The organism is Campylobacter sp. CH186, assembly GCF_004378925.1.
GTDB classification, from domain to species: domain Bacteria; phylum Campylobacterota; class Campylobacteria; order Campylobacterales; family Campylobacteraceae; genus Campylobacter_D; species Campylobacter_D jejuni.
This window is the reverse complement of sequence record NZ_RYYB01000004.1, coordinates 88,008-110,921: the sequence shown is the minus strand read 5'-3', so window position 1 is coordinate 110,921 and position 22,914 is coordinate 88,008. Positions and strand designations below refer to the sequence as shown.

Below are 22,914 nucleotides of genomic sequence, written 5' to 3'. Positions count from 1 at the left end.
TTAAAAGAAGCTATAAATTTACTTTTCCATAAGCCAAAATTAGATATAATCAAAGCTCATTTTTAAGAAAGGACAAAAGATGTTAGAAGGTATCGTTAGAGAGAGTATCGGTAGAAAAGCTGCTAAAGCTTTAAAAAGAGATGGTTATCTAATCGCAAACATCTATGGAAAAGGATTAGAAAACATCAATGCCGCTTTTAAAGTAAATGAGTTTATTAAGGAAGTTCGTAAAAAAACTACTTTAATTTTTGATGTAAAAGTAGGTTCTCAAACTTTAAGTGTTGTAGTTGTGGATTATCAAAAAGATCCTGTAACTGCAGAACTTAAACATGTGGATTTAAAAGTTGCGCAAAAAGGTGTGATTTCTAAATACATGGTTCCAGTTAAAATCACAGGAACAGCTATAGGTCTTAAAAATAAAGGTGTTTTAATCCAATCAAAAAGAAGATTAAAAGTAAAATGTGCAGCTGAAAATTTACCAAATTTCTTCGAACTTGATGTAAGTAAACTTGATGTGGGTGATGCTTTACTAGTTCGTGATATTGTAGTTCCTGCGGGAGTAACTATGATTGATGCTGATAGAGTAGCGGTTGTAGGTGTAGAAAAAGCTAGATGATTTTAGTCGTAGGGCTTGGCAATATAGGCGTAGAGTATGAAAATACCCGTCATAATGTCGGTTTTATGCTAATTGACTTGCTTTTAAAAGAAAGCAATTTTACAAATCTTACAAACTCTAAATTTAAAGGAGAACTTTTTAAAATAGGTTCTTCTTTAATTCTTCTTAAACCTAGCACTTATATGAATAATTCAGGACTTAGTGTAAAAGCAGTGAATGATTTTTATAAATGCGAAAGAATGATAGTTATCCATGATGATATAGATATAAATTTAGGAGCCTTGCGCTTTAAAAAAGGCGGTTCAAGTGGTGGACATAATGGGCTTAAAAGCATAGATACTTTATGTGGAAATGATTATGAAAGAGTGCGTATAGGAGTGGGAAAGGGTGAAAATGTGATTTCCCATGTTTTAGGTAAATTTAAATCCGAAGAAGAAATAACTTTAAGCAAAGTTTTAGAGCATACAAAAAAAGCTTTGCTTGAGCTTATTGAAAATGATGATTTGTCTGCTATATCATCCAAATACAGCCTAAAGGCTTAAGATGTGGATATTTTTTCGTTTTATTTCAGGGATTTATTTAAAAATTTTTTTTATTATATTTTTTTCTTTGCTTGGTTTTTATTGCGGTATTGATTTGCTCTTAAATTTTAAAGATCTACCAAAAGCCGCAAATCTTGATTTGCTTTATGTTATGTTTTTATCTTTCTCGGCAGTGCCTTATGTATTACCCATTTCTTTGATTTTTGCTTTGGTAGTTTCTTTGATTTCTATGATCAGAGCAAATGAATTTGTAAGTCTTTATGCGTTAGGACTGAGCAGAAATTATGTTATTTTATTTCCTTTTTTATGGGCTTTATTTTTTTGTTGTATTTATATAGGATTGAATTTTACTTCTTTTGCTTATGCAAATGATTATAAGAGAAATATTTTAAAAAATGGCACTATTATGAATCAAAGTGGAGAAGTGTTTTTGAAATTTAACAATAATTTTGTTTATATTTCAAAGATAAACAATGGACAAAATAGTGCTCAAAATATAAAAATTTTTAATATCAATGATTTAAATTTAAGCTCTTTTGTAAGTGCTAAAAATGCCCATTTTGAGGGTGAAAGTTGGATTTTGCGAGATGGTAATATTACATTATTACCTAAAAATTATGAACTTGCTAATGATGGTTTAAAGATACAAGATTTCTTCGAGCTTAAATCACTTGAGGGTTTTAAACCAAAGATTATAGAAGGGGTTGCTAGTAATAGTGATTATTCAATATCTGACGCACTTGAAAGTTTTGAGCTTTTTAAGGCGCAAAATGTCAATACAGATGCTCTTAAAATCAATCTTTATAAATTTGTTTTTACTCCTTTTTTTGCACCATTTTTAATGCTTATTATGTATTATTTTTTTCCTGTAATAGCAAGATTTTTTAATCTTGCTTTTGTAACTTTTATAGCTTTTGTAGTGACTTTGATGATTTGGGGAGTCTTGTTTTTGCTTACTAGATTAAGCGAAAATAGTGTGATTGCAAGTGAAATTGGCATTGTAGTGCCTATTATAATTTTGGGTTGTTTAAGTGCTTATATGTATTATAAGCATCGATAAATTAAACTTTGTGTAGTAAAATTATAAAAATTAAAGGTTAAATATGGATTATAAACAATTAAAGCAAGAATTTAATACTCCTTTTTATATTTACAATTTTGATTTCATAAAAGAGCGTTTTTTAAATCTCAAAGAGGCTTTTAAGGCTAGAAAATCTCAAATTTTTTACGCTGTAAAAGCCAATTCAAATTTAAGTTTGTTGCAAATGCTCGCAAATTTAGATAGTGGATTTGATTGTGTAAGTATAGGCGAGGTAAAGCGTGCCTTAAAAGCAGGAGCAAAAGCTTATAAGATTATTTTTAGTGGAGTAGGAAAAACCAAAGAAGAGTTAAGACAAGCTTTAGAATATGATATTTTATATATTAACCTTGAAAGCGAAGCTGAAATGATGCTTTTAGAAAGTGTGGCTAAAGAACTTAATCTAAAGGCAAGAATCAGTATCCGTGTTAATCCAAATGTTGATGCAAAAACTCACCCTTATATTTCTACAGGATTAAATGAAAATAAATTTGGTGTTGAAATTGATATAGCAAGAAAAATGTATCTTTATGCAAAAAATTCATCTTTTTTAGAGCCCGTTGGAGTGCATTTTCATATAGGTTCGCAACTTTTAGATATTTCTCCCATTCATGAAGCAGCAGGCATTGTTGCAAAACTTGTAAGAGAGTTAAAAGCCTTGCAAATCGACCTTAAATTTTTTGATATAGGCGGTGGTTTGGGTGTAGCTTATGAAAAAGATGAGTGTGAACCTGATCTTTATAATTATGCACAAGGTATATTAGCACAACTTCATGGGCTTGATTTAACCATAGGAATGGAGCCTGGAAGGTATTTAGTTGCTAAAAGTGGAGAATTTGTTTGTTCAGTGCTTTATGAAAAACAAAATAAAACCAAGCGTTTTGTTGTAGTAGATGGAGCGATGAATGATCTTATACGCCCAAGTTTATACGAGGCTTATCATGAAATAATCTTACCTTATAATCAAGCTCAAGAGAGTTTATGTGATGTTGTAGGTGGAATTTGTGAGAGTGGAGACTTTTTTGCTAAAGCAAGGTCTTTACCTAGCACTCAAAGCGGCGATATAATGGTTATTAAAAATACTGGAGCTTATGGTTTTAGTATGAGTAGTAATTACAATACTCGTAATAAAGCTTGCGAATTAGCCCTTGAAGAAGGACAGGTAAGATTGATCCGTCAAAGAGAAAATTTTGAAGATCAAATCGCTTTAGAAGAGAAATTTTTAAAGGCTTAAAATGTTTTTTTTAGATGTTCAAGGGACTTTAATTTCTGATCATGATAAATCTTTAATCCATGGTGCTAAAGAATTGATTGATTTTTTAAATGCAAAAAATCTTCCTTATCTTATCATTACTAACAATACAAAAAAACTTGATTTTTTAGAAAAATTACAGCAAAAAGGATTGGCTATAAAAGAAAATGCTTATATTGATCCTTTCAGCGTTTTAAAACACCTTTTAAGACCTTGTAAAGTTGCGGCTTTTGGTGCAGATGAGTTTGTAAAAAGTCTTGAAAATCTTGGTTTTGAGCTCGATTTTGTAAATCCTAGTGCTGTGCTTGTGGCTAGTTATGATGATTTTAAATTTAAAGATTTTGCCACTATGATAGAATTGGCTAAAAGAGAAGTTAGATTTATAGCTATGCACGAAACTAGTATTTATAAAAAAGATGGTAGGCCTTATCCTGGTGTAGGTAGCATTATGGCTATGCTTAAAAATGCTATTGATTTTGAATACGAGGTTGTGGGTAAGCCTAGCATTGTTTTTTATAAAGAAGCTTTAAATTTGATAAGAAGACAAAATTCAAAAATCGATTTTGAAGATATTAAAATCATTAGTGATGATTTTAGGGGTGACTTGCTTAAGGCAAAAGAACTTGGCATGAAAACCTTGCTAGTTTTAAGCGGCAAGATAAGCGACACAAAAGGGCTTGATACGGATTTGCTTGATGGAGTTTACCCTAGTGTTTTTGAGTTTTTAAAGGATCTAAAATGCCAAATTTAGAAGAATTTAGAAATAAAATCGATGCGGTTGATGATAAAATTTTAGATCTTTTAAATGAAAGAATGACTTATGTTAAAAGTATAGGTGAGCTTAAACAAAGTAGTGGGGGAAGTATTTATCGTCCTGAGCGTGAAAGAGCCATTATCAATCGTTTAAAAAATGCAAATTTAGGACTTTTAGATCAAAATGCCATAGAGGCAATTTATCAAGAAATTTTTGCAGTTTCAAGAAATTTAGAAATGCCTCAAATTGTAGCTTATTTAGGGCCTGAAGGAACTTATACGCATCAAGCAGCAAGAAGTCGTTTTGGTGCGATGAGTCGTTATATAGCCTTGGCCAATATCGAAGATGTTTTTAAAGAGTTAAGTAACAAAGAAGCAAAATACGGTGTTGTACCTATAGAAAATAATACCGAAGGTGCAGTGGGCATTACTTTAGATTGTCTAGGTAAGTATAATGAGCTTAAAATTTTTGGCGAAATTTATATGGATATTCATCATTCTTTTGTAGGAATTAATGAAAATTTAAAAGAAATCAAACGCATTTATTCGCATCCGCAAGGTTATAATCAATGTCGTAAATTTTTAGAAAGTCATGAACTTAGTGCTATAGAATTTGTTCCTTCAAAATCTACAGCTAATGCAGCTTACCTAGCTTCGCAAGATAAATATGCAGCAGCAATTTGTTCTAAAATAGCGGCTAAACTTTATAATGTGCCCGTACTTTTTGATAAAATAGAAGATAATGCAGCCAATAAAACAAGATTTTTAATTTTAAGCGATATTAAAAATCCTAAAATGCCAAATTGTAAAACTTCTATTTTAGCACACACAGCACATAAACCTGGGGGGCTTAGCTTTTTATTAGAGCAGTTTAAAAAAGAAAATATTAATCTTACTAAGCTTGAATCTCGTCCTGTAAAATCAAAAGAATTTTTACACAGTTTTTATATAGATTTTGAAGGGCATATTGATGATGAAAATGTAAAAAAAGCCTTAAAAGATATACAAGAGATTGTTTGGCTTGGATCTTATTTATCAGGAGAAAAAGATGAAATTTAATGAATTTTTAAATCATTTAAGCAATTATGAACCTGGCAAAGATATAGAAGTTATTGCTAAAGAATATGGCGTTAAAGAAGTGATGAAATTAGCAAGTAATGAAAATCCTTTTGGTACACCACCAAAAGCCATAGAATGTTTAAGACAAAATGCAAACAAAGCTCATCTTTACCCTGATGATAGTATGATAGAACTTAAAAGCACATTGGCTCAAAAATATAAAGTTCAAAATGAAAATATTATCATTGGTGCAGGTAGTGATCAAGTGATTGAATTTGCTATACATGCTAAGTTAAATTCTAAAAATGCTTTTTTGCAAGCTGGAGTTACCTTTGCTATGTATGAAATTTATGCCAAACAATGCGGTGCAAAGTGCTATAAAACTCAAAGCATTACTCATGATTTAAATGAGTTTAAAAAGCTTTATGAAGCACACAAAGATGAAATTAAACTCATTTTCTTATGCTTACCAAACAATCCTTTAGGCGAGTGTTTGGATGCAAGTGAAGTGACCAAGTTTATTAAAGGTGTAGATGAGGATTGTTTAGTTGTGATTGATGCAGCTTATAATGAATTTGCAAGTTTTAAAGATAGCAAAAAACATTTAAAACCTTGTGAATTGATTAAAGAATTTGACAATGTACTTTATTTAGGAACTTTTTCTAAACTTTATGGATTAGGAGGCTTACGCATTGGTTATGGTATAGCTAATGCTAATATTATTAGTGCATTTTACAAGCTTCGTGCACCTTTTAATGTGAGTAATCTTGCTTTAAAAGCAGCAGTTGCAGCAATAGATGATGATGAATTTACTAAAAAAACTTTAGAGAATAATTTTTCTCAAATGGAGCTTTATAAAGAATTTGCTAAAAAATATGATATTAAAATCATTGATAGTTATACAAATTTCATCACTTATTTTTTTGATGAAAAAAATAGTACAGATTTGTCTGAAAAATTGCTTAAAAAGGGTATAATAATAAGAAATTTAAAAAGCTATGGTTTAAATGCTATACGCATTACTATAGGAACATCTTATGAAAATGAAAAATTTTTTACAGAATTTGATAAGATTTTAAGATAGATAAATCAAATAAAAATATGCAAAATTCGCTAAACTAAGGGATGAGAATTAATGGATTTTAAAAATATGCTTCATCAAATTGGGCAACTTTATCAAAATTTAACTCGCAAGCAGCGTATAGTGATTGCTGCATCTATTGTAGTAGTGGTTGGGTTTTTGGTTTTTTTAGCTTTATTTCGTGGAAGTGGTAGTAATGCAAATAATGGATATGCAGTTTTAGTTGAAAATGTAAGCCCAAGTTCTTCTGCTGCAATTGTAGCTAAACTTGAACAAAATAATATTCCCTATAAATTAGAAAGTGAAAATAAAATTTTAGTTCCACAAGATCAGGTTTATCGTCAAAGAATGTTTATTGCAAGCGAAGGTCTTATAAAAGATAGTCGCGTGGGTTTTGAAGCTTTTGATACTCAAGCTTTTGGAGCTACAAATGAAGAGCAAAAGGTAAAATACCAAAGAGCCATAGAAGGCGAACTTGCAAGAACTATTGAGACTTTAGAACCTATTCGTAGCGCTGTTGTACACATAGCATTTCCTAAAGATAGTGTTTTTACTGAAAGGCAAATTCCGCCTACAGCTTCAGTTGTTGTTAATGTTCGCGAAGGCTTAAAGCTTACTAGAAAACAAATTGATGGTATAAAAAATATTGTTTCAGCGGCAGTTCCAAAACTTACTAAAGAAAATGTTAAGATTAGTGATCAAAGTGGTGTGCCTTTAGATGAGCAAGAAGCATATGAAGATGACTTAGTTCGTGCGCAAATTAAATTTAAAAGTGATCAAGAAAAAGCTTTAGAAGATAAGATTATAGAAAATTTAGCTCCTTTTGCAGGTGGTATGGATAAAGTAAAAGTGAGTGTAAATATAGATTTTGATTTTTCCAAGCAAGAATCTCAAAGTGAAATTTATGATCCAAATCCTATAGTGCGTAGTGAGCAGACTTTAAACGAAGAAAGAACAGGTAGAAAAGATCCAGAAATTCAGGGTGTTCCAGGTGCTGTTTCTAATATAGGTCCTGTTGAAGGACTTGACAATAAAGGTCAAATTGACACTTATAAAAAAAATCAAGTTACTACAAATAATGAACTTTCTAAAACTATCACAAATACCAAAAAACAATTTGCAACAGTTTTACGCACTTCAGCAGCTGTTACTATAGATGGAAAATATCAAGATGTGGTTGATGAAAATGGGGATGTGAAAAGTGAATATGTCCCATTGACTAAAGAAGAGCTTGCAAGTGTTGAGAGTATAGTTAAAAATACTATTAATTTTAGCGCTACTAGAGGTGATAGTGTTGTAGTGCAAAATTTGCCATTTCATCGTGAGTCGATTAGAGTTGAGAGTAAAGTTAAAACTTTTTACAATCGTTTTGTTGAGCCATTTATTCCGCCGGTTAAGTATTTTATTGCAGCGATTTTACTTTTTATTTTTTACAAAAAAGTCATTGCTCCATTTACTCAAAAAATGCTTGAAGATGTCGCAGCGCAAGAAGAAATGCAGCAAGGTCCAAATGCTGTTTTAGATGATGTTGAAGATACTTTGGAAAAAATGAATGCAGCAAGGAAGAAAGTTGAAGAACAACTTGGTTTTGGGGATAACTTCAATGAAGATTCTATCCAGTATGAGGTTTTACTTGAAAAATTGCGTGGTTTGGTAAGTGATAAAAGTGAGGAAATTGCTGCACTTTTGCAAAACTTAATTCAAAATGATAGCGAATTTGGCGAAAAGGATATGTGATGATAAAGCTAAGTGAAGAACAAAAAATGGTCTATGATGATTTATCGATGCCTGAGAAGGTAGCGATATTTCTTATACAACTTGGCGAAGATGCAACAACTTCTGTGTTTTCACATATGGAAATTGATGTAATTACAGAAATTTCACGTTATATTGCTATGGCTAAAAATGTTGATAGATCTGTAGCTACTGCGGTTTTAGAAGAATTTTACACTCTGCTTCAATCAAATCAATATATTAAAAGTGGTGGTTTGGAATATGCTAAAGAAATACTTTTTCGTACTTTTGGGCCAGAGATTGCAAATAAAATTCTTGAAAAACTTACTAAAAGTATGGAGAATAATCAAAATTTTGCTTATTTGGCACAAATTAAACCACAGCAACTTGCAGACTTTATTACCAAAGAGCACCCACAAACCATCGCTCTTATTTTGGCACACATGGATTCTATTCATGCGGCAGAAACTTTAGAGTATTTTAGTGATGAATTAAGGGCTGAGGTGGTTATAAGAATGGCAAATCTTGGCGATATTTCTCCAAGTATTATTAAAAGAGTTTCTGCAGTGTTAGAAAGCAAGCTTGAAAGTCTTACCTCTTATAAGGTTGAAGTGGGCGGCCCAAGAGCGGTAGCAGAAGTGCTTAATCGTTTGGGTCAAAAAGCAAGCAAATCAACCATTACTTATATTGAACAAAGTGATGAACGCTTAGCAGAGACTATTAAAGAGCTTATGTTTACTTTCGATGATATACAAAAACTTAGCACTCAAGCTATAAGAGAAATTTTAAAAGTAGCCGATAAGCGTGATTTAATGATAGGTTTAAAAGGTGCAAGTGAAGAGTTAAAGCAAAAATTCTTAGCCAATATGTCTACGCGTGCAAGCGAAGCTTTTCTTGAAGAAATGGGTTTTTTGGGTGCTGTGCGTGTTAAAGATGTTGAAGATGCGCAAAGAAAGGTTGTTGAAGTGGTGCAAAAACTTGCAGAACAAGGTCTTGTTCAAACAGGCGATGCGGATGAAATGATAGAGTAGGTGAGAGATGGTTAATCGTAGCAATGTAATTTCTGGTGGGGCTTCTGATCAGCATGTTGTTGAAGGATATCGTTTTAAAGTTATTTCAGAATTTGATAATCATACAGGTGAAAAAAAACATACTCAAACTCCAGATGAAGAAAATGCTAATATATCTTTAAATGATGAAAAACCAGTCGAAGAAAATCAAGCCATTGCCCCTACGCAAGCTGTTATGGAAACTCAAATTCCAACATTTCAACCAAGCTTTGTTGAAGATTTGCTTAAAAAAACAGATGAAATGTCAAGCAATATTATTAAACTTCAAATGCAAATAGAAAGCCAAGAGAATGAATTTAATAACCGCTTAAATTCAGAACTTGAAAATGCTAAAGAAAAATTTGCCAAAGAAGGTTATGAGAAAGCAAAAGAAGAATTTCAAAAGGAATTGAGTGATTTTAAAGATAAGTATTTAAAAAGTATAGCCAAACTCGATAATGCTTGCGAAAATCTTGAAAATTTCATAGAAAAAAATGAGAAAGAATTAGCAGATACTGCTATAGATATCGCTAAAGAAGTAATCTTAAAAGAGCTTGAACTAAATTCAAGTAAGATAGCTTATGCTTTGGCCAAAGATTTAATCGGCGAGCTTAAGGGTGCTAGTGCAATTGAGCTTAAGGTTAATGCAGAGGATTATGAGTATTTAAAAGAGCAATTTGATCAGAATGCTCATATTAAAATAAGTCTTGATGATGCAATTAGCAAAGGAAGTGTTGTTATTATAAGTGACGCAGGCAATATAGAATCCAATCTTAACTCTCGTCTAACTAAAATTAAAAAAATGGTGAATAATGAGTAAAAAATTTGCCCATACTCAAGAAGAGTTAGAAAAGCTAAGTTTAAAAGAATTAGAAAATTTAGCAGTATCTATGCGTGAAAAAATCATACAAGTTGTGAGTAAAAATGGTGGGCATTTAAGTTCAAATTTGGGTGCTGTAGAACTTAGTATAGCAATGCATTTGGTTTTTGATGCAAAAAAAGATCCTTTTATTTTTGATGTGTCGCATCAGTCTTATACACACAAGCTTTTAAGCGGAAAAGAAGAAATATTTGATACTTTAAGACAAATCAATGGTCTAAGTGGTTATACAAAACCTAGCGAGGGAGATTATTTTGTAGCAGGGCATTCTAGCACCTCTATTTCTTTGGCAGTAGGTGCTTGTAAGGCCATTGCTTTAAAGGGTGAAAAGCGTATTCCTGTTGCTTTGATTGGAGATGGTGCTTTAAGTGCGGGTATGGCCTATGAGGCTTTAAATGAATTGGGTGATTCTAAATTTCCTTGCGTAATACTTTTAAATGATAATGAAATGAGTATCTCAAAACCAATTGGAGCAATTTCAAAGTATCTTTCTCAGGCTATGGCAACGCAGTTTTATCAAAGTTTTAAAAAGCGTATTGCTAAAATGTTGGATATATTGCCTGATAGTGCTACTTATATGGCTAAGCGTTTTGAAGAGAGTTTTAAACTTATTACTCCTGGGCTTTTGTTTGAAGAATTAGGGCTTGAATATATAGGGCCTATTGATGGACATAATTTAGGTGAAATTATTTCTGCATTAAAACAAGCAAAAGCTATGCAAAAGCCTTGTGTGATACATGCTCAAACCATAAAGGGTAAAGGCTATGCTTTAGCTGAAGGAAAACATGCTAAATGGCACGGGGTGGGAGCCTTTGATATAGATAGTGGAGAGAGTGTTAAAAAAAGTGATACTAAAAAATCTGCTACTGAAATTTTTTCTAAGAATTTGCTTGATTTAGCCTCAAAATATGAAAATATTGTTGGGGTTACGGCGGCTATGCCAAGTGGAACAGGTCTTGATAAGCTTATAGAAAAATATCCAAATCGTTTTTGGGATGTGGCTATTGCAGAACAGCATGCAGTAACTTCTATGGCCGCTATGGCAAAAGAAGGATTTAAACCTTTTATTACAATATATAGCACCTTTTTGCAGCGTGCTTATGATCAAGTGATCCATGATTGTGCGATTATGAATTTAAATGTGGTTTTTGCTATGGATAGAGCAGGGATAGTAGGCGAAGATGGGGAGACGCATCAAGGTGTTTTTGATCTTAGTTTTTTAGCTCCTTTGCCAAATTTCACTCTTTTAGCCCCAAGAGATGAACAAATGATGCAAAATATAATGGAGTATGCTTATTTACATCAAGGACCTATTGCTTTTCGTTATCCTAGAGGGAGTTTTATTTTGGATAAAGAATTTAATCCTTGTGAGATAAAACTTGGTAAGGCACAATGGCTTGTAAAAAATAATAGTGAAATTGCTTTTTTAGGTTATGGACAAGGTGTGGCAAAAGCGTGGCAAGTCTTAAGAGCCTTGCAAGAAATGAATAATAATGCTAATTTGATTGATTTAATTTTTGCTAAACCTTTAGATGAAGAGCTTTTGTGTGAGCTTGCTAAAAAAAGTAAAATTTGGTTTATTTTTAGTGAAAATGTTAAAATTGGCGGTATAGAAAGTTTAATTAATAATTTTTTACAAAAATATGATTTGCATGTAAAAGTTGTTAGCTTTGAATATGAAGACAAATTTATTGAACATGGAAAAACAAGTGAGGTGGAAAAAAATCTAGAAAAAGATGTCAATAGTTTGTTGACAAAAGTTTTAAAATTTTATCATTAAATAATAAAAAATATTATTTAATATAAACTTCTTTTAATAAAAATTTTATTATTATTTTTACTTAAAAAAGCAAGGAATAAATAAAATGGAATTACTACAAATGCTTAAAAAACATGAGTTAAAAGCTACTCCGCAAAGACTATGTGTTTTAAAAATTTTAAAAAGACATGAGCATCCTAATATTGATGAATTATATACAGAAATTAAAAAAGAATACCCTTCAATCTCTTTAGCGACGGTTTATAAAAATCTTAATACTTTACAAGAACAAGGTTTAGTTGTTGAAATCAATGTTTTAAATCAAAAAACTTGTTACGATATTTATGAAGAAGAACATATTCATGTTGTTTGCACCAAATGTGGTGGTATAGAGGATTTAAGTTTTAAAGATGCTAAGCTTTATGAATATCAAGAGCATTTAGAAAAAAAGATAGGCAATCTCGTCAATCATCTGTCTGTTTGTGCTTATGTTGATAGTTGCAAAAAGTGTCATTAAGCAAAATAAGGTTAAAATAACCCATATATTTTAAGGGTTATTTTAATGGTTTATGAAATTCAAAAAAACTTTTTACTATCTGATTGCACTCTTTTAGAGAATTTAAAAAAAGATAATATACCTTTTCGAAATTCTAAATTTGAAACTTTTTATACTCAAATAACTTCAAATCATAGTGTTAAATTTCAAAGTTTTTGCAATGAATTTTATAAAATTACAAAATTTAATAATTCAATTTTAGAACAGAATCAAGAAGAGAAAATTTCTAAAAAAAAATTTGAAAAAGCTCGAAAAAAGATTATAGGAAAGAGTATTAAAAAAGAACGCTTCGAATTTAAATTTTGCTCTTTAAAAAGTTATATTGATATTTATGAAGAGCCTAAAATTTGTATTTTAAAAATATTTTTTCCAACTTTGGATAGTTCCAATGAATTTAAAATTCCTAAAGATTTTAAAATTCAAAAAGAATTACATCATGATTTAAATTCTAAACATATTGTTTTATATGGTTTTGAATATCAAAATTTTGATATAGAGAAATGTTTTAAAATTATAGAAAAAAATCAGAATTTTAGCTTGGATTTTCCAAATTATATTAATGCTTATGATGGATTTAGAATTTTTTTATTTTATTTATTTAAAAAATTAAAATTTTATTGGACTTTATCTTTAGAGAGAAAAGATAAGCAAAGTTTATGCGAATTTTTATTTTATTCAAGAAGCTTGTATATAGTTTTATCAAGCATGAATACTATTTTAGATAAAAATTTGAGTAATATTTTGGCTTTAAAGTTTAAAGATATAACGAAAAAAACTCAAGATATTTTAGCAAGTGAAAATTCAAATCAAGATTTATTGCTATTTTTAAGCGATGAAAAAATCCAAGATTTGTTTAATGATTTTGATTTTTTCATAAAGGAAAATTCTTTTTATGAAGGCGATTGCAAAGATAGGTTTTTTAAACAACTTGTTGCGTTAGAACTTAGAAAAAAAATTATTTTATTTAGAAAAAATATACTAAAAAATTTTGATTTAGAGCTTTTTGAAAATAGTTTTTTTGAATTGGCAATATTTTTAGAATATTTTTATCGTTTTTTAGAGATAAAAAATTTAAACAAACTTTATGAAAAATATTGCAAAGATAGGGATAAAAATATTTTTTCGAAAATAATCAATAATAAAAATAAATTTTGCAAATTGCTTAAAAAATCAAGTAAAAATTTGAAAATTTACAAAGGATAAAAATGCAAAAACAAGAAAAAATTATAGAAATGTTTAATCAAATTGCACCTACTTATGATAAGGCAAATAGAATTTTAAGCTTTGGAGCTGATGTAGCGTGGCGCAAAAAAGCTTGTCAAAGAGTGATGAGTTTGTATTTAAAAAAAGATTTAAAAATCGCTGATATTGCCTGTGGCACAGGGGATATGATAGAGATTTGGCAAGAGAGTGCTTTAAAAATGGAAAAAAATATTTTAAATATTAAAGGTATTGATCCAAGTAGTGGCATGCTAAATGTTGCAAAAGAAAAATTTCCAAATGTCGAATTTATAGAAGCAGGGGCGCAAAATTTACCTTTAGAAAGTCAAAGTTTAGATATTTTAAGCATTAGTTATGGCATTCGCAATGTTGTAGAAAGACAAAAAGCCTTAAGTGAATTTGCTAGAGTACTTCAAAAAGATGGTATTTTGGTAGTTTTGGAATTTACAAAAAGAGAAAAGGGTGGATTTATAGCAGCTTGTAGAGATTTTTATCTTAAAAATATTTTACCAAGTATAGGTGGGATAATCAGTAAAAATAAAAGTGCTTATGAGTATTTACCAAACTCTATTGAGGGATTTTTAAGTAAGGAAGAGTTCATCTTGGAACTTAAAAATGCTGGTTTTGAAATGCTTGATTATAAAAGTTTTAGCTTTGGCGTGAGTTCAATGTTTATAGCAAAAAAACTATGACACCAACAGAATTAAATCTTAAGGCAAAGGCTTTATTAGAAACACATTTTGATGATATAGTTTTAAGTGGAGAAATTTCAAAAATTACTTTACATGGTTCAGGGCATTGGTATTTTGATTTAAAAGATGAAAGATCAAGCATTGCTTGTGCTATGTTTAAAGCAGCTAATTTAAAAGTCGCGTTTAAACCAGCGGTGGGGGATTTTTTAGAGCTTTGTGGAAGTGTGAGTTTATATCCTGAAAGCGGTCGTTATCAATTTATCGCTACTAGTATGAAAAAAGCAGGTTTTGGGGATTTGGAAGCACAGTTTTTGGCTTTAAAAGAGCGTTTGCAAAAAGAAGGACTTTTTGATCCACGCTTTAAAAAATCTTTGCCAAAATTTCCTAAAAAAGTAGGCATTATCACTTCAAAAACTTCTGCTGCTTTGCAAGATATGCTAAAACTTATTCATCACAAAGAATATTTTTTGGCAAAAATTTATATTTTTGATGCTTTAACTCAAGGAAATAATGCTCCTTTTTCTCTTATACAAGCTTTAAAAAAAGCCGATGATATGGATTTAGATGTTCTTATTATAGCACGTGGTGGAGGAAGCAGGGAAGATCTTTTTTGTTTTAATGATGAAAATTTAGCAAGAGAGATTTTTAAAGCAAAAACTCCTATTATTTCAGCCATAGGACATGAGATTGATTATGTTATTAGTGATTTTGTTGCAGATTTTAGAGCTCCAACGCCCTCAGCTGCTATAGATACTTTGTTTTATTCTAAGCTGGATATAGAGCAAAGTTTGGATTTAATGGAAGAAAAATTAATGCAACTTTGGAATCATAAAATACAAAATTATGAAAATTTGCTTTTAAATTTAAGCAAATTTTTCAAATTTAATTCTTTGCCAAAAATAATAGATGAAAAAATAAAACAAAGCCATAATATAGAAAAGCAATTAAATCATCTACTGGCAAATCAAATGCGTTATAATGAATTAAAATTAGATAAATTGCAAAATGCCTATTTGCAACATGAGAATTTTTTTAATAAAAGCAAAAAGTTTATTTGTATCAGAAAAAATGGTAAAATAGCAAATTTAGAAGATCTTAAGAGTGATGATATCGTTATTTTAAGTTCTCAAACTTCTCAAAAAGAAGCAAAAATTTTATAAGGATAAATTATGAGAAAAATTAATTTCAGTGCAGGGCCATCGACTTTACCTTTAGAAATTTTAGAGCAAGCTCAAAAAGAACTCTGTGATTATCAGGGTAGGGGTTATTCTATAATGGAAATTTCTCACCGCACAAAAGTATTTGAAGAAGTGCATTTTGGAGCACAAGAGAAAGCTAAAAAACTTTACGGGTTAAATGATGATTATGAAGTATTATTTTTACAAGGTGGAGCAAGTTTGCAATTTGCTATGATTCCTATGAATTTAGCTTTAAATGGGGTTTGTGAATATGCAAATACAGGAGTTTGGACAAAAAAAGCGATTAAAGAAGCACAAATTTTAGGTGTCAATGTTAAAACCGTAGCAAGTAGCGAGGAAAGTAATTTTAATCATATTCCTAGAGTGGAATTTAGCGATAATGCTGATTATGCTTATATTTGTTCTAACAATACTATTTACGGCACTCAATATCAAAATTATCCTAAAACTAAAACTCCTTTGATTGTGGATGCATCGAGTGATTTTTTTTCTAGAAAAGTAGATTTTTCAAATATTGCTCTTTTTTATGGCGGAGTGCAAAAAAATGCTGGAATTTCGGGTTTAAGTTGTATTTTTATCCGTAAAGATATGTTAGAAAGATCTAAAAATAAACAAATTCCTAGCATGTTAAATTATTTGACTCATGCTGAGAATCAGTCCTTGTTTAACACGCCTCCAACCTTTGCTATTTATATGTTTAATCTTGAAATGGATTGGCTTTTAAATCAAGGCGGACTTGATAAAGTACATGAGAAAAATTCTCAAAAAGCTGCTATGCTTTATGAGTGTATTGATTTAAGTAATGGATTTTATAAAGGACATGCAGATAAAAAGGATAGATCTTTAATGAATGTGAGTTTTAATATTGCTAAAAATAAAGATTTAGAGTCTCTTTTTGTAAAGGAAGCCGAAGAAGCTGGAATGATAGGACTTAAAGGACATAGAATTTTAGGAGGAATTCGTGCAAGTATTTATAATGCGCTTAATTTGGATCAGGTAAAAACCTTGTGTGAATTTATGAAAGAATTTCAAGGAAAATATGCATGATAAAGCGTTTTGATGAGTGCGATAGAATGTCGCAAATTATTGTTTTTGATAAATATTTTAAGACTGCAGGACAAGTGGCTTTTGAACCTAGCGGAGATATTAAAAAACAAACTAAAGAAGTGCTTGCAGAACTTGATGCTTTGTTTGAAAAAATAGGCGCAAACAAAGGAGATTTGATTCAAATTCAAATCTGGTTAGATAATATGCAAGATTTTGATGCAATGAATGAAATTTATGATGCTTGGATTAAAAATTATCCTAAACCTGTTAGAGCTTGTGTAGGAAGTGCTTTAGCAGAGGGTTATTTGGTAGAAATTCAAGCTTTTGGAAAGCTAAGAGAGAATTAAAAATTCTCTCCTCCAAATTTTAAAAGTGCAGATCCCCAAGTAAAACCACCGCCAAAAGCATCTAGCAAGATCAGATCCCCTTTTTTAAGCCGACCTTCTTCATAGGCATCATTCATTGCCATAGGTATAGAAGCAGCTGAAGTATTGCCATATTTTTGTACAGTGATCACACATTTTTCATCGCTTAGATTGAGTTTTTCTTGGACGGCTTTAATGATGCGTAGATTAGCTTGATGAGGAATAAAAAGATCAATTTCTTGTGCTAAAATGTTATTTTTGGTTAAAATTTCTACAACATCATTACTAAGCGTGTTTACTGCTATTTTAAAAACTTCATTGCCTTTCATTTGCATAGAAAGTGTTTGACATAGGCTTGATTTTTGCGATCTTTGAGTCATTAAAAGATCTCCATAATTACCATTGCTTGCAGTATGTACATCAAGGATATGATTTTCATTATCCAAACTTACAACTCCAGCACCTGCACCGTCTCCAAAGAGTATGCAAATACTTCTGTCATTGTAATCCATAATTGAACTTGTTTTTTCAGCTCCTATGATTAAAACATTTTTTTTCAAACCACTTTCTACTAAGGCTTTAGCTTGTTCAAGCAAATAGATAAAACCAGAACAAGCTGCTGAAATATCAAAAGCGCTAATATTTACAAGTCCTAAATTTGAAGCAATTTTACAAGCGGTTGAAGGCATAGTAAAATAATCAGGACTTAAAGTGGCTACAAGAATAGCATCAATATCTTCAGGTTTTAAATTTGCTCTTTCTATGGCTTTTAATGCAGCTTTTGTGCCCAAATCGCTAGTATTTTCATTTTCACTAGCAATGCGCCTTTCTTTAATACCTGTGCGTCTAGTGATCCATTCATCGGTGGTATCTACCATTTTTTCAAGATCAGCATTGCTTAAAATTTTTTCTGGAATATAAGAAGCTATACTTTTAAGACCGGCTTTAAGCATTGTATTTCCCAAGTTCATTTTCTATAAGTTCATTGATATGAGATTGGCTAAAATTTATAGCTTGAAAAATTGCATTTTTAATAGCTCTAGAATCGCTTTTTCCATGACTTATGATCACGCAGCCATTAACTCCAAGAAGGGGTGCTCCGCCATATTCTTGCCAATCTGTGTGTTTTTTTAATTTTTTAAAAGATGGCTTCATGAGTAAAGCACCTATTTTAGAAATAAAAGATTGCTTTACTTCGTTTTTTAGAAGTTGAAAAATAGCTGTTGCCACACCTTCACAAGCCTTTAAGATAACATTTCCATCAAAACCATCACAGACTAAAACATCTATTTCACCATTGAAAATATCTCTACCTTCAGCATTACCTATAAAATTTGGAATTTTTTTCATAAGCTGATGACTTTCTTTGGTAAGTTCATTACCTTTGCATTCTTCTTCACCATTAGAAAGTAAAGCAAGGCGTGGTTTTTGAATTTGCATGATTGCTCTAGCATAAACTTCACCCATTATGGCAAATTGAAATAAATTTTCAGCTTTACAATCTGTATTAGCTCCAACATCCAAAAGTAAAGTTTTGTTAATGATATTTGGCATTAAAGTGGCAATAGCAGGTCTTGAAATGCCTTTAAGTCTTCCAAGCCTTAAGGTAGCCAAAGACATACTTGCTCCACTATGACCCGCTGAAACTACAGCATCTACTTTTTTTTCTTTTAATAAATTAATAGCTTTATATATGGTTGTTTCTTTATTTTTTAAAGCATCTGTGGCATTTTCATTCATCGAAAAAATTTCACTAGCTTCTTCGTATTGTATATATTGTTCTAATTTTTTTGGTATTAAAGGTTTTAGAATTTTAGAATTTCCCACTAAGATAGCGTTAAAAGGTTTTGCTTCTAGCGCCTTTAAAACGCCTTCTATAATGGGTTTTTCTCCAAAATCACCACCCATTGCATCAATGGCAATGTTAATCATTGATTTTAATATTCCTTAGTTGTTGGATTCGCACGGTGAGGCATTTTGTAGCTTCCATCTTTGTCTTTTATAGGCATAGGAAGACTAACTTTATAGTGAGTTCTGCGTTTAGCTGCACGAGTTTTGCTCACTCTTCTCTTTGGTACTGCCATTTTTTCTCCTTTATAAAATTTAATTAATTATTGCAATTTATGCAATAAAAATAATCACTTAAATAAGCTTCAAGCTCGCTGATAGCAACTTCTATTAAATCAATATGTCCATCGAAAAATTCTATAGTATTGCTCAATTCGTTTGCTTCATCTTTAAAAATACCATCACTTGCAAAAAGTTCTAAATTTTCTTTAATTTCAAGTTTTAACTCAGTTCCACAACTATCACAAGGTCTATAGATAAAACCTTGCATAATAGCATTTATTTTAACAAGCTTAGGATTTATTTTTACTAAATTTCCCTCAAAAATCATATTTTCAAGATTAAGTTTAAAAGGATATTCCTTTGTATTAATCTTAGAAAAAGGGATTTTCATTTAGCAAATTTCATTTGGTTTAAAGAAAAAATCAATTTCTATTTTTGCATTTTCCAAGCTGTCACTTCCATGAACAGCATTAGCATCAATACTCTCAGCAAAATCGGCTCTAATTGTTCCTGCTTTAGCTTCTTTAGGATTTGTCGCTCCCATTAAATCTCTATTTTTTAATACAGCACCTTCTCCTTCTAGTACAGAAACAACAACAGGACCGCTAATCATAAATTCAACTAAGTCTTTAAAAAAAGGTCTTTCTTTATGAACAGCATAAAAATTTTCAGCTTGTTCTTTACTAAGTTGAACTTTTTTCATTGCAGCGATTCTTAATCCATTGCTTTCAAAACGATCTAAAATTTTTCCTATAACACCTTTTTTAACAGCATCAGGTTTAATTATAGATAAAGTTTTTTCCATCTTTGTAATAACTCCTTATTTTAATAAAGCTTAAAATTATACTTGAATTTGTTTAAAGAAAGTTAAATTATAAAGAAAAAGCTAGGAATCTCTAGCTTTTTAATTTTTTAAAATTATGCAAAAACTGGAGTGTCCCCACTTCTCATATCAGCGCCAATATTATCACGACTTGGTTGTCCTGATTCTACAGCACTCCAAACTATACATCCATCTGTTGGGCAAGCACTGGCACAAGCTGGTTGATCATTATGTCCTACGCATTCAACGCATTTGTTTGCATAAACATAATATCTATCTTCACCTTCTGGATTGTTAGCATCATCAACGATAGCACTCACTGGACACTCATCAATACAAGAACCACAAGCAATACATATATCTGTAATTTTTACAGCCATTTTTTCTCCTTTTTAATATTAAGATTTAAAAGATTTTAGCATAAAATTCTTAAATAATGTAAATTTTGATAATCAAAATTTTACCTTATTTGATAATAATTATAACTTTCTTAAATTTTTAATATTATTTTAGATATTTAAAAAAAAATAAAGATTTAAACGATATAATTTCGTTATCAATAAAATTTATTATTTAGGAGAAAATATGATAGTTACTAAAAAAGCTTTAGATTTTACTGCTCCAGCAGTATTGGGAAACAATGAAATTGTTCAAGATTTTAATCTTTATAAAAATATAGGTCCAAAAGGAGCGGTAGTATTCTTTTATCCAAAAGATTTTACTTTTGTTTGTCCTTCAGAAATTATAGCTTTTGACAAAAGATATCAAGAATTTAAAAACCGTGGCATTGAAGTAATTGGAATTTCAGGAGATAATGAATTTTCACATTTTGCTTGGAAAAATACTCCAGTAAATCAAGGTGGTATTGGTCAGGTTAAATTTCCGCTTGTTGCTGACTTAACTAAGCAGATTGCTAGAAATTTTGATGTACTTTATGCAGAAGCAGTTGCCCTTCGTGGTTCGTTCTTGCTTGATGCTGATGGAACAGTTCGCCATGCTGTGGTTAATGATTTACCACTAGGTAGAAATATAGATGAAATGTTAAGAATGGTTGATACTATGCTTTTTACAAATGAGCATGGTGAAGTTTGTCCTGCAGGATGGAATAAGGGTGATGAAGGTATGAAAGCTAACCCTAAAGGCGTGGCTGAATATCTTGGCAAAAACGAAGCTAAACTTTAATTTCTTAGTATAAAGCCTCTTTACGAGGCTTTTTCTTCATTTTTATTCTTTAATTGAAATTCATAAATTTTCTACTATAATTTTACACACATATTAAAATTTTTATTTAGGCTAAAATATGGCAGGCGAAGATCAAGAAAAAACAGAAGAACCCACGTCCAAAAAGATAGAAGATGCGCGTAAAGAAGGTAATGTTCCAAAGTCTCAAGATGCGGCAGCTATTGTAACTTTGATAATTGGAGTAACTATAACTTTATTTATGATGAGTTTTATGGGCGAGAGAATTGTAAATTTATATAGATACTATCAAAGTTTTATTGGTGTTGAATTTGATTTGCGTATTATTCAAGCCATTATGATTAAAAGTATTTTTGAGGTTTTAATTATTCTTGCACCTATTGTTTTAAGTATTATGATTGCTGGGGTTTTAGGAAATATTATGCAATTTGGTTTTATTTTTACAACTAAACCTATTATGCCAAATTTAGGAAAAATCAATCCTCTAAAAGGTTTAAAAAACCTTTTTTCGTTGAAAAAAATTGTTGAAAGTATAAAAATTATTTTAAAAGTGGGTATTGTTTTTACTATAGCTTTTATAGTTTTACTTAAATTTATGCAAGAGCTTCCAAGAGTTGAGCTTTATACTATGGTTGCACAGCTTACTTGGCTAAGAGACAGAGCTATTGTTTTAGCAGCTATTGTTATAGTTGCTTTTTTAATTATTGCTGTTTTAGATGTTTTTTTGGTGCGTTTTCAGTATTTTAAAGGTTTGCGTATGAGCAAACAAGAAATAAAAGATGAGTATAAACAAATGGAAGGAGATCCTCAGGTTAAAGGTAGAATTCGTAGACTTCAAATGGAAGCTGCGCGTCGTCGTATGATTCAAGATGTTGCAGGTGCGGATGTGGTGATCACAAACCCAACGCATTATGCCGTAGCTATTCGTTATGATACAAGTAAAGAACAAGCCCCTAGGGTTGTTGCCAAAGGAGTGGATTTTCTCGCTCTTCGCATAAAACAAGTAGCCTATGAAAATAATGTTGTAGTTTATGAAAATCCTCCTTTAGCAAGAGAGCTTTATAAAGCTTGTGATGTTAATGATCTTATTCCTAGGGAAATGTTTAAAGCTGTAGCTGAGGTACTAGGATTTGTTTATAATACAAATAATAAGAGTCGTTTAGCTGGTCAAGTAAAAAAAGGAAACTAAAACTTTTAAGGTGCTTTAGTTCCTATTTTGTTAATAAGCTCAAGAACCGATTTTTGAGTATTTGTATCTGCTGTATCGACTTTAAAATATATTTCTACTCTATTATTTTCTAGAGCTTGTGGATTTCCATTGATGGGATTATTAAGCCCGTAGCTTTTAATGCTAATGTTTTTTAAATTTGCTCCACCTTCTATAAAATATTTTAATACATTTTCTGCTCTTTGATAGGCGAGTTCATAACTTCTTATAATAGAGTCGCTATTGTCTGTATAGCCTCTAATTTCTATTTTTGCTTGAGGTGGCAAATATGTTGTTAGTTCAGCCATACGTTTTAAATAATCTTGTATATCAGCTGAAACGATTTGAGCACTACCTCTTTCAAATTCAACTTTAGATGGAAGGTTAAGAGCAACCTGATTGTCGCTTTGATCTAGAGCTGCTTGAAGACGTTTGATGGTTTCTTGCTGTGTCATAGTCATTTGTTTTAACGATTTGAGTTCATCACTTTCTTCTTTTGCTGCACCCTTATATTTTTCTTGGGTTTTACTTTCTTCTTTGACTGTTTGAGTAGAGGTATAATCAAAGATTTTAACAAATTCGGTTTTTAAAGCCTCTACTTTAGCAGGATTTGTTTTAGAAATTGCCCAAAGAGCAATAAAAAGTGCCAAAAGCAAACTTAGAAAGTCTGCATAAGGTACAGCCCATTTTTCACCTGCAGGACATTCTGGACATTTATGTTTCTTGGCCAT

Annotated in this window: 26 protein-coding genes; 19 read left to right on the top strand and 7 right to left on the bottom strand. The window is 30.8% G+C overall.

All coding sequences use genetic code 11. From position 1 onward, the window contains the following. Positions 1 to 79 precede the first annotated feature (79 nt). The 17 genes from ELQ09_RS05250 (at position 80) to ELQ09_RS05170 (ending at position 16,865) form a co-directional block, all read left to right on the top strand. On the top strand, positions 80 to 616 hold the full coding sequence (locus ELQ09_RS05250; RefSeq protein WP_002791314.1) for a 50S ribosomal protein L25/general stress protein Ctc: 537 nt from the start codon (positions 80 to 82) through the stop codon (positions 614 to 616). Continuing rightward, on the top strand, positions 613 to 1,158 hold the full coding sequence (pth, locus tag ELQ09_RS05245; RefSeq protein ID WP_070316701.1) for an aminoacyl-tRNA hydrolase: 546 nt from the start codon (positions 613 to 615) through the stop codon (positions 1,156 to 1,158). The genes ELQ09_RS05250 and pth overlap by 4 nt, the downstream gene beginning before the upstream one ends. A gap of 1 nt (position 1,159) precedes the next feature. Next, positions 1,160 to 2,218: an LptF/LptG family permease gene (locus ELQ09_RS05240; RefSeq protein WP_134224769.1), complete on the top strand. Its 1,059-nt coding sequence runs from the start codon at positions 1,160 to 1,162 to the stop codon at positions 2,216 to 2,218. 43 nt (positions 2,219 to 2,261) lie between these two features. Further along, positions 2,262 to 3,470 (top strand): diaminopimelate decarboxylase, encoded by a 1,209-nt coding sequence (gene lysA / locus ELQ09_RS05235; RefSeq protein ID WP_134224768.1) that lies wholly within the window; start codon positions 2,262 to 2,264, stop codon positions 3,468 to 3,470. A 1-nt stretch (position 3,471) separates the two neighbouring features. Continuing rightward, positions 3,472 to 4,239, top strand: coding sequence for an HAD-IIA family hydrolase (locus ELQ09_RS05230; protein ID WP_088303851.1), 768 nt, complete (start codon positions 3,472 to 3,474; stop codon positions 4,237 to 4,239). Then, positions 4,227 to 5,300 (top strand): prephenate dehydratase, encoded by a 1,074-nt coding sequence (gene pheA / locus ELQ09_RS05225; protein WP_126393744.1) that lies wholly within the window; start codon positions 4,227 to 4,229, stop codon positions 5,298 to 5,300. Before ELQ09_RS05230 ends, pheA begins: the two co-directional genes overlap by 13 nt. Next, entirely contained in the window at positions 5,290 to 6,384 is a 1,095-nt protein-coding gene (hisC, locus tag ELQ09_RS05220) for a histidinol-phosphate transaminase (RefSeq protein ID WP_134224767.1), read from the top strand. The genes pheA and hisC overlap by 11 nt, the downstream gene beginning before the upstream one ends. 51 nt (positions 6,385 to 6,435) lie before the next feature. Beyond that, positions 6,436 to 8,118 (top strand): flagellar basal-body MS-ring/collar protein FliF, encoded by a 1,683-nt coding sequence (gene fliF, locus ELQ09_RS05215; RefSeq protein WP_070316709.1) that lies wholly within the window; start codon positions 6,436 to 6,438, stop codon positions 8,116 to 8,118. Beyond that, positions 8,118 to 9,146 carry a flagellar motor switch protein FliG gene (gene fliG, locus ELQ09_RS05210; protein ID WP_002854670.1) on the top strand — a complete coding sequence of 343 codons (1,029 nt, stop codon included), beginning with the start codon at positions 8,118 to 8,120 and terminating at the stop codon, positions 9,144 to 9,146. The genes fliF and fliG overlap by 1 nt, the downstream gene beginning before the upstream one ends. Positions 9,147 to 9,153: 7 nt before the next feature. Then, a complete protein-coding gene (gene fliH, locus ELQ09_RS05205; protein WP_002876898.1) occupies positions 9,154 to 9,984 on the top strand; it encodes a flagellar assembly protein FliH in 831 nt (276 codons plus the stop codon). Then, positions 9,977 to 11,824 carry a 1-deoxy-D-xylulose-5-phosphate synthase gene (gene dxs, locus ELQ09_RS05200; protein WP_070316710.1) on the top strand — a complete coding sequence of 616 codons (1,848 nt, stop codon included), beginning with the start codon at positions 9,977 to 9,979 and terminating at the stop codon, positions 11,822 to 11,824. The genes fliH and dxs overlap by 8 nt, the downstream gene beginning before the upstream one ends. Positions 11,825 to 11,909: 85 nt before the next feature. After that, positions 11,910 to 12,320: a peroxide-responsive transcriptional repressor PerR gene (perR, locus tag ELQ09_RS05195; RefSeq protein ID WP_002876900.1), complete on the top strand. Its 411-nt coding sequence runs from the start codon at positions 11,910 to 11,912 to the stop codon at positions 12,318 to 12,320. A gap of 45 nt (positions 12,321 to 12,365) precedes the next feature. Beyond that, positions 12,366 to 13,562 carry a hypothetical protein gene (locus ELQ09_RS05190; protein WP_002892855.1) on the top strand — a complete coding sequence of 399 codons (1,197 nt, stop codon included), beginning with the start codon at positions 12,366 to 12,368 and terminating at the stop codon, positions 13,560 to 13,562. Between the two features lie 2 nt (positions 13,563 to 13,564). Then, the gene (gene ubiE / locus ELQ09_RS05185; protein ID WP_002872421.1) at positions 13,565 to 14,272 is read left to right on the top strand and encodes a bifunctional demethylmenaquinone methyltransferase/2-methoxy-6-polyprenyl-1,4-benzoquinol methylase UbiE; all 708 of its coding nucleotides are present in this window, start codon (positions 13,565 to 13,567) and stop codon (positions 14,270 to 14,272) included. Further along, positions 14,269 to 15,432 (top strand): exodeoxyribonuclease VII large subunit, encoded by a 1,164-nt coding sequence (gene xseA / locus ELQ09_RS05180; protein ID WP_134224766.1) that lies wholly within the window; start codon positions 14,269 to 14,271, stop codon positions 15,430 to 15,432. Before ubiE ends, xseA begins: the two co-directional genes overlap by 4 nt. A gap of 9 nt (positions 15,433 to 15,441) precedes the next feature. Then, positions 15,442 to 16,518, top strand: coding sequence for a phosphoserine transaminase (gene serC, locus ELQ09_RS05175; protein WP_070316712.1), 1,077 nt, complete (start codon positions 15,442 to 15,444; stop codon positions 16,516 to 16,518). After that, the gene (locus tag ELQ09_RS05170) at positions 16,515 to 16,865 is read left to right on the top strand and encodes a RidA family protein (protein ID WP_134224765.1); all 351 of its coding nucleotides are present in this window, start codon (positions 16,515 to 16,517) and stop codon (positions 16,863 to 16,865) included. Before serC ends, ELQ09_RS05170 begins: the two co-directional genes overlap by 4 nt. Here the strand turns inward: ELQ09_RS05170 and ELQ09_RS05165 are convergent. The 6 genes from ELQ09_RS05165 to ELQ09_RS05140 form a co-directional block, all read right to left on the bottom strand. After that, positions 16,862 to 17,836 (bottom strand): beta-ketoacyl-ACP synthase III, encoded by a 975-nt coding sequence (locus tag ELQ09_RS05165; RefSeq protein WP_134224764.1) that lies wholly within the window; start codon positions 17,834 to 17,836, stop codon positions 16,862 to 16,864. The two genes, ELQ09_RS05170 and ELQ09_RS05165, sit on opposite strands and share 4 nt — an antisense overlap. Further along, entirely contained in the window at positions 17,829 to 18,815 is a 987-nt protein-coding gene (plsX, locus tag ELQ09_RS05160) for a phosphate acyltransferase PlsX (RefSeq protein WP_002854249.1), read from the bottom strand. The genes ELQ09_RS05165 and plsX overlap by 8 nt, the downstream gene beginning before the upstream one ends. A 5-nt stretch (positions 18,816 to 18,820) precedes the next feature. Continuing rightward, positions 18,821 to 18,967, bottom strand: a complete 147-nt coding sequence (rpmF, locus tag ELQ09_RS05155) for a 50S ribosomal protein L32 (RefSeq protein ID WP_002858674.1) — start codon at positions 18,965 to 18,967, stop codon at positions 18,821 to 18,823. Between the two features lie 23 nt (positions 18,968 to 18,990). Further along, positions 18,991 to 19,344, bottom strand: a complete 354-nt coding sequence (locus tag ELQ09_RS05150) for a hypothetical protein (protein WP_070316715.1) — start codon at positions 19,342 to 19,344, stop codon at positions 18,991 to 18,993. Further along, on the bottom strand, positions 19,345 to 19,758 hold the full coding sequence (gene ndk, locus ELQ09_RS05145; protein ID WP_002854376.1) for a nucleoside-diphosphate kinase: 414 nt from the start codon (positions 19,756 to 19,758) through the stop codon (positions 19,345 to 19,347). A 113-nt stretch (positions 19,759 to 19,871) separates the two neighbouring features. Continuing rightward, a complete protein-coding gene (locus ELQ09_RS05140; RefSeq protein ID WP_002854354.1) occupies positions 19,872 to 20,156 on the bottom strand; it encodes a 4Fe-4S dicluster domain-containing protein in 285 nt (94 codons plus the stop codon). Between the two features lie 205 nt (positions 20,157 to 20,361). Here ELQ09_RS05140 and ELQ09_RS05135 point away from each other — a divergent pair, with 205 nt between their 5' ends. Together ELQ09_RS05135 and flhB are read left to right on the top strand one after the other, a co-directional pair. After that, positions 20,362 to 20,958, top strand: a complete 597-nt coding sequence (locus ELQ09_RS05135) for a peroxiredoxin (RefSeq protein WP_002854219.1) — start codon at positions 20,362 to 20,364, stop codon at positions 20,956 to 20,958. A gap of 118 nt (positions 20,959 to 21,076) precedes the next feature. Further along, the gene (gene flhB, locus ELQ09_RS05130) at positions 21,077 to 22,165 is read left to right on the top strand and encodes a flagellar biosynthesis protein FlhB (protein ID WP_070316716.1); all 1,089 of its coding nucleotides are present in this window, start codon (positions 21,077 to 21,079) and stop codon (positions 22,163 to 22,165) included. Positions 22,166 to 22,170: 5 nt separating this feature from the next. On the opposite strand, the gene motB is transcribed toward flhB, so the two are convergent. Then, positions 22,171 to 22,914 (bottom strand): flagellar motor protein MotB, encoded by a 744-nt coding sequence (motB, locus tag ELQ09_RS05125; RefSeq protein WP_070316717.1) that lies wholly within the window; start codon positions 22,912 to 22,914, stop codon positions 22,171 to 22,173.

What these genes read in the sequence shown, in the direction of transcription:
- ELQ09_RS05250 (WP_002791314.1), top strand. Translation starts at nt 80, where the DNA reads ATGTTAGAAGGTATCGTTAGAGAGAGTATCGGTAGAAAAGCTGCTAAA.
- pth (WP_070316701.1), top strand. Translation starts at nt 613, where the DNA reads ATGATTTTAGTCGTAGGGCTTGGCAATATAGGCGTAGAGTATGAAAAT.
- ELQ09_RS05240 (WP_134224769.1), top strand. Translation starts at nt 1,160, where the DNA reads ATGTGGATATTTTTTCGTTTTATTTCAGGGATTTATTTAAAAATTTTT.
- lysA (WP_134224768.1), top strand. Translation starts at nt 2,262, where the DNA reads ATGGATTATAAACAATTAAAGCAAGAATTTAATACTCCTTTTTATATT.
- ELQ09_RS05230 (WP_088303851.1), top strand. Translation starts at nt 3,472, where the DNA reads ATGTTTTTTTTAGATGTTCAAGGGACTTTAATTTCTGATCATGATAAA.
- pheA (WP_126393744.1), top strand. Translation starts at nt 4,227, where the DNA reads ATGCCAAATTTAGAAGAATTTAGAAATAAAATCGATGCGGTTGATGAT.
- hisC (WP_134224767.1), top strand. Translation starts at nt 5,290, where the DNA reads ATGAAATTTAATGAATTTTTAAATCATTTAAGCAATTATGAACCTGGC.
- fliF (WP_070316709.1), top strand. Translation starts at nt 6,436, where the DNA reads ATGGATTTTAAAAATATGCTTCATCAAATTGGGCAACTTTATCAAAAT.
- fliG (WP_002854670.1), top strand. Translation starts at nt 8,118, where the DNA reads ATGATAAAGCTAAGTGAAGAACAAAAAATGGTCTATGATGATTTATCG.
- fliH (WP_002876898.1), top strand. Translation starts at nt 9,154, where the DNA reads ATGGTTAATCGTAGCAATGTAATTTCTGGTGGGGCTTCTGATCAGCAT.
- dxs (WP_070316710.1), top strand. Translation starts at nt 9,977, where the DNA reads ATGAGTAAAAAATTTGCCCATACTCAAGAAGAGTTAGAAAAGCTAAGT.
- perR (WP_002876900.1), top strand. Translation starts at nt 11,910, where the DNA reads ATGGAATTACTACAAATGCTTAAAAAACATGAGTTAAAAGCTACTCCG.
- ELQ09_RS05190 (WP_002892855.1), top strand. Translation starts at nt 12,366, where the DNA reads ATGGTTTATGAAATTCAAAAAAACTTTTTACTATCTGATTGCACTCTT.
- ubiE (WP_002872421.1), top strand. Translation starts at nt 13,565, where the DNA reads ATGCAAAAACAAGAAAAAATTATAGAAATGTTTAATCAAATTGCACCT.
- xseA (WP_134224766.1), top strand. Translation starts at nt 14,269, where the DNA reads ATGACACCAACAGAATTAAATCTTAAGGCAAAGGCTTTATTAGAAACA.
- serC (WP_070316712.1), top strand. Translation starts at nt 15,442, where the DNA reads ATGAGAAAAATTAATTTCAGTGCAGGGCCATCGACTTTACCTTTAGAA.
- ELQ09_RS05170 (WP_134224765.1), top strand. Translation starts at nt 16,515, where the DNA reads ATGATAAAGCGTTTTGATGAGTGCGATAGAATGTCGCAAATTATTGTT.
- ELQ09_RS05165 (WP_134224764.1), bottom strand. Translation starts at nt 17,836, where the DNA reads ATGCTTAAAGCCGGTCTTAAAAGTATAGCTTCTTATATTCCAGAAAAA.
- plsX (WP_002854249.1), bottom strand. Translation starts at nt 18,815, where the DNA reads ATGATTAACATTGCCATTGATGCAATGGGTGGTGATTTTGGAGAAAAA.
- rpmF (WP_002858674.1), bottom strand. Translation starts at nt 18,967, where the DNA reads ATGGCAGTACCAAAGAGAAGAGTGAGCAAAACTCGTGCAGCTAAACGC.
- ELQ09_RS05150 (WP_070316715.1), bottom strand. Translation starts at nt 19,344, where the DNA reads ATGAAAATCCCTTTTTCTAAGATTAATACAAAGGAATATCCTTTTAAA.
- ndk (WP_002854376.1), bottom strand. Translation starts at nt 19,758, where the DNA reads ATGGAAAAAACTTTATCTATAATTAAACCTGATGCTGTTAAAAAAGGT.
- ELQ09_RS05140 (WP_002854354.1), bottom strand. Translation starts at nt 20,156, where the DNA reads ATGGCTGTAAAAATTACAGATATATGTATTGCTTGTGGTTCTTGTATT.
- ELQ09_RS05135 (WP_002854219.1), top strand. Translation starts at nt 20,362, where the DNA reads ATGATAGTTACTAAAAAAGCTTTAGATTTTACTGCTCCAGCAGTATTG.
- flhB (WP_070316716.1), top strand. Translation starts at nt 21,077, where the DNA reads ATGGCAGGCGAAGATCAAGAAAAAACAGAAGAACCCACGTCCAAAAAG.
- motB (WP_070316717.1), bottom strand. Translation starts at nt 22,914, where the DNA reads ATGGCCAAGAAACATAAATGTCCAGAATGTCCTGCAGGTGAAAAATGG.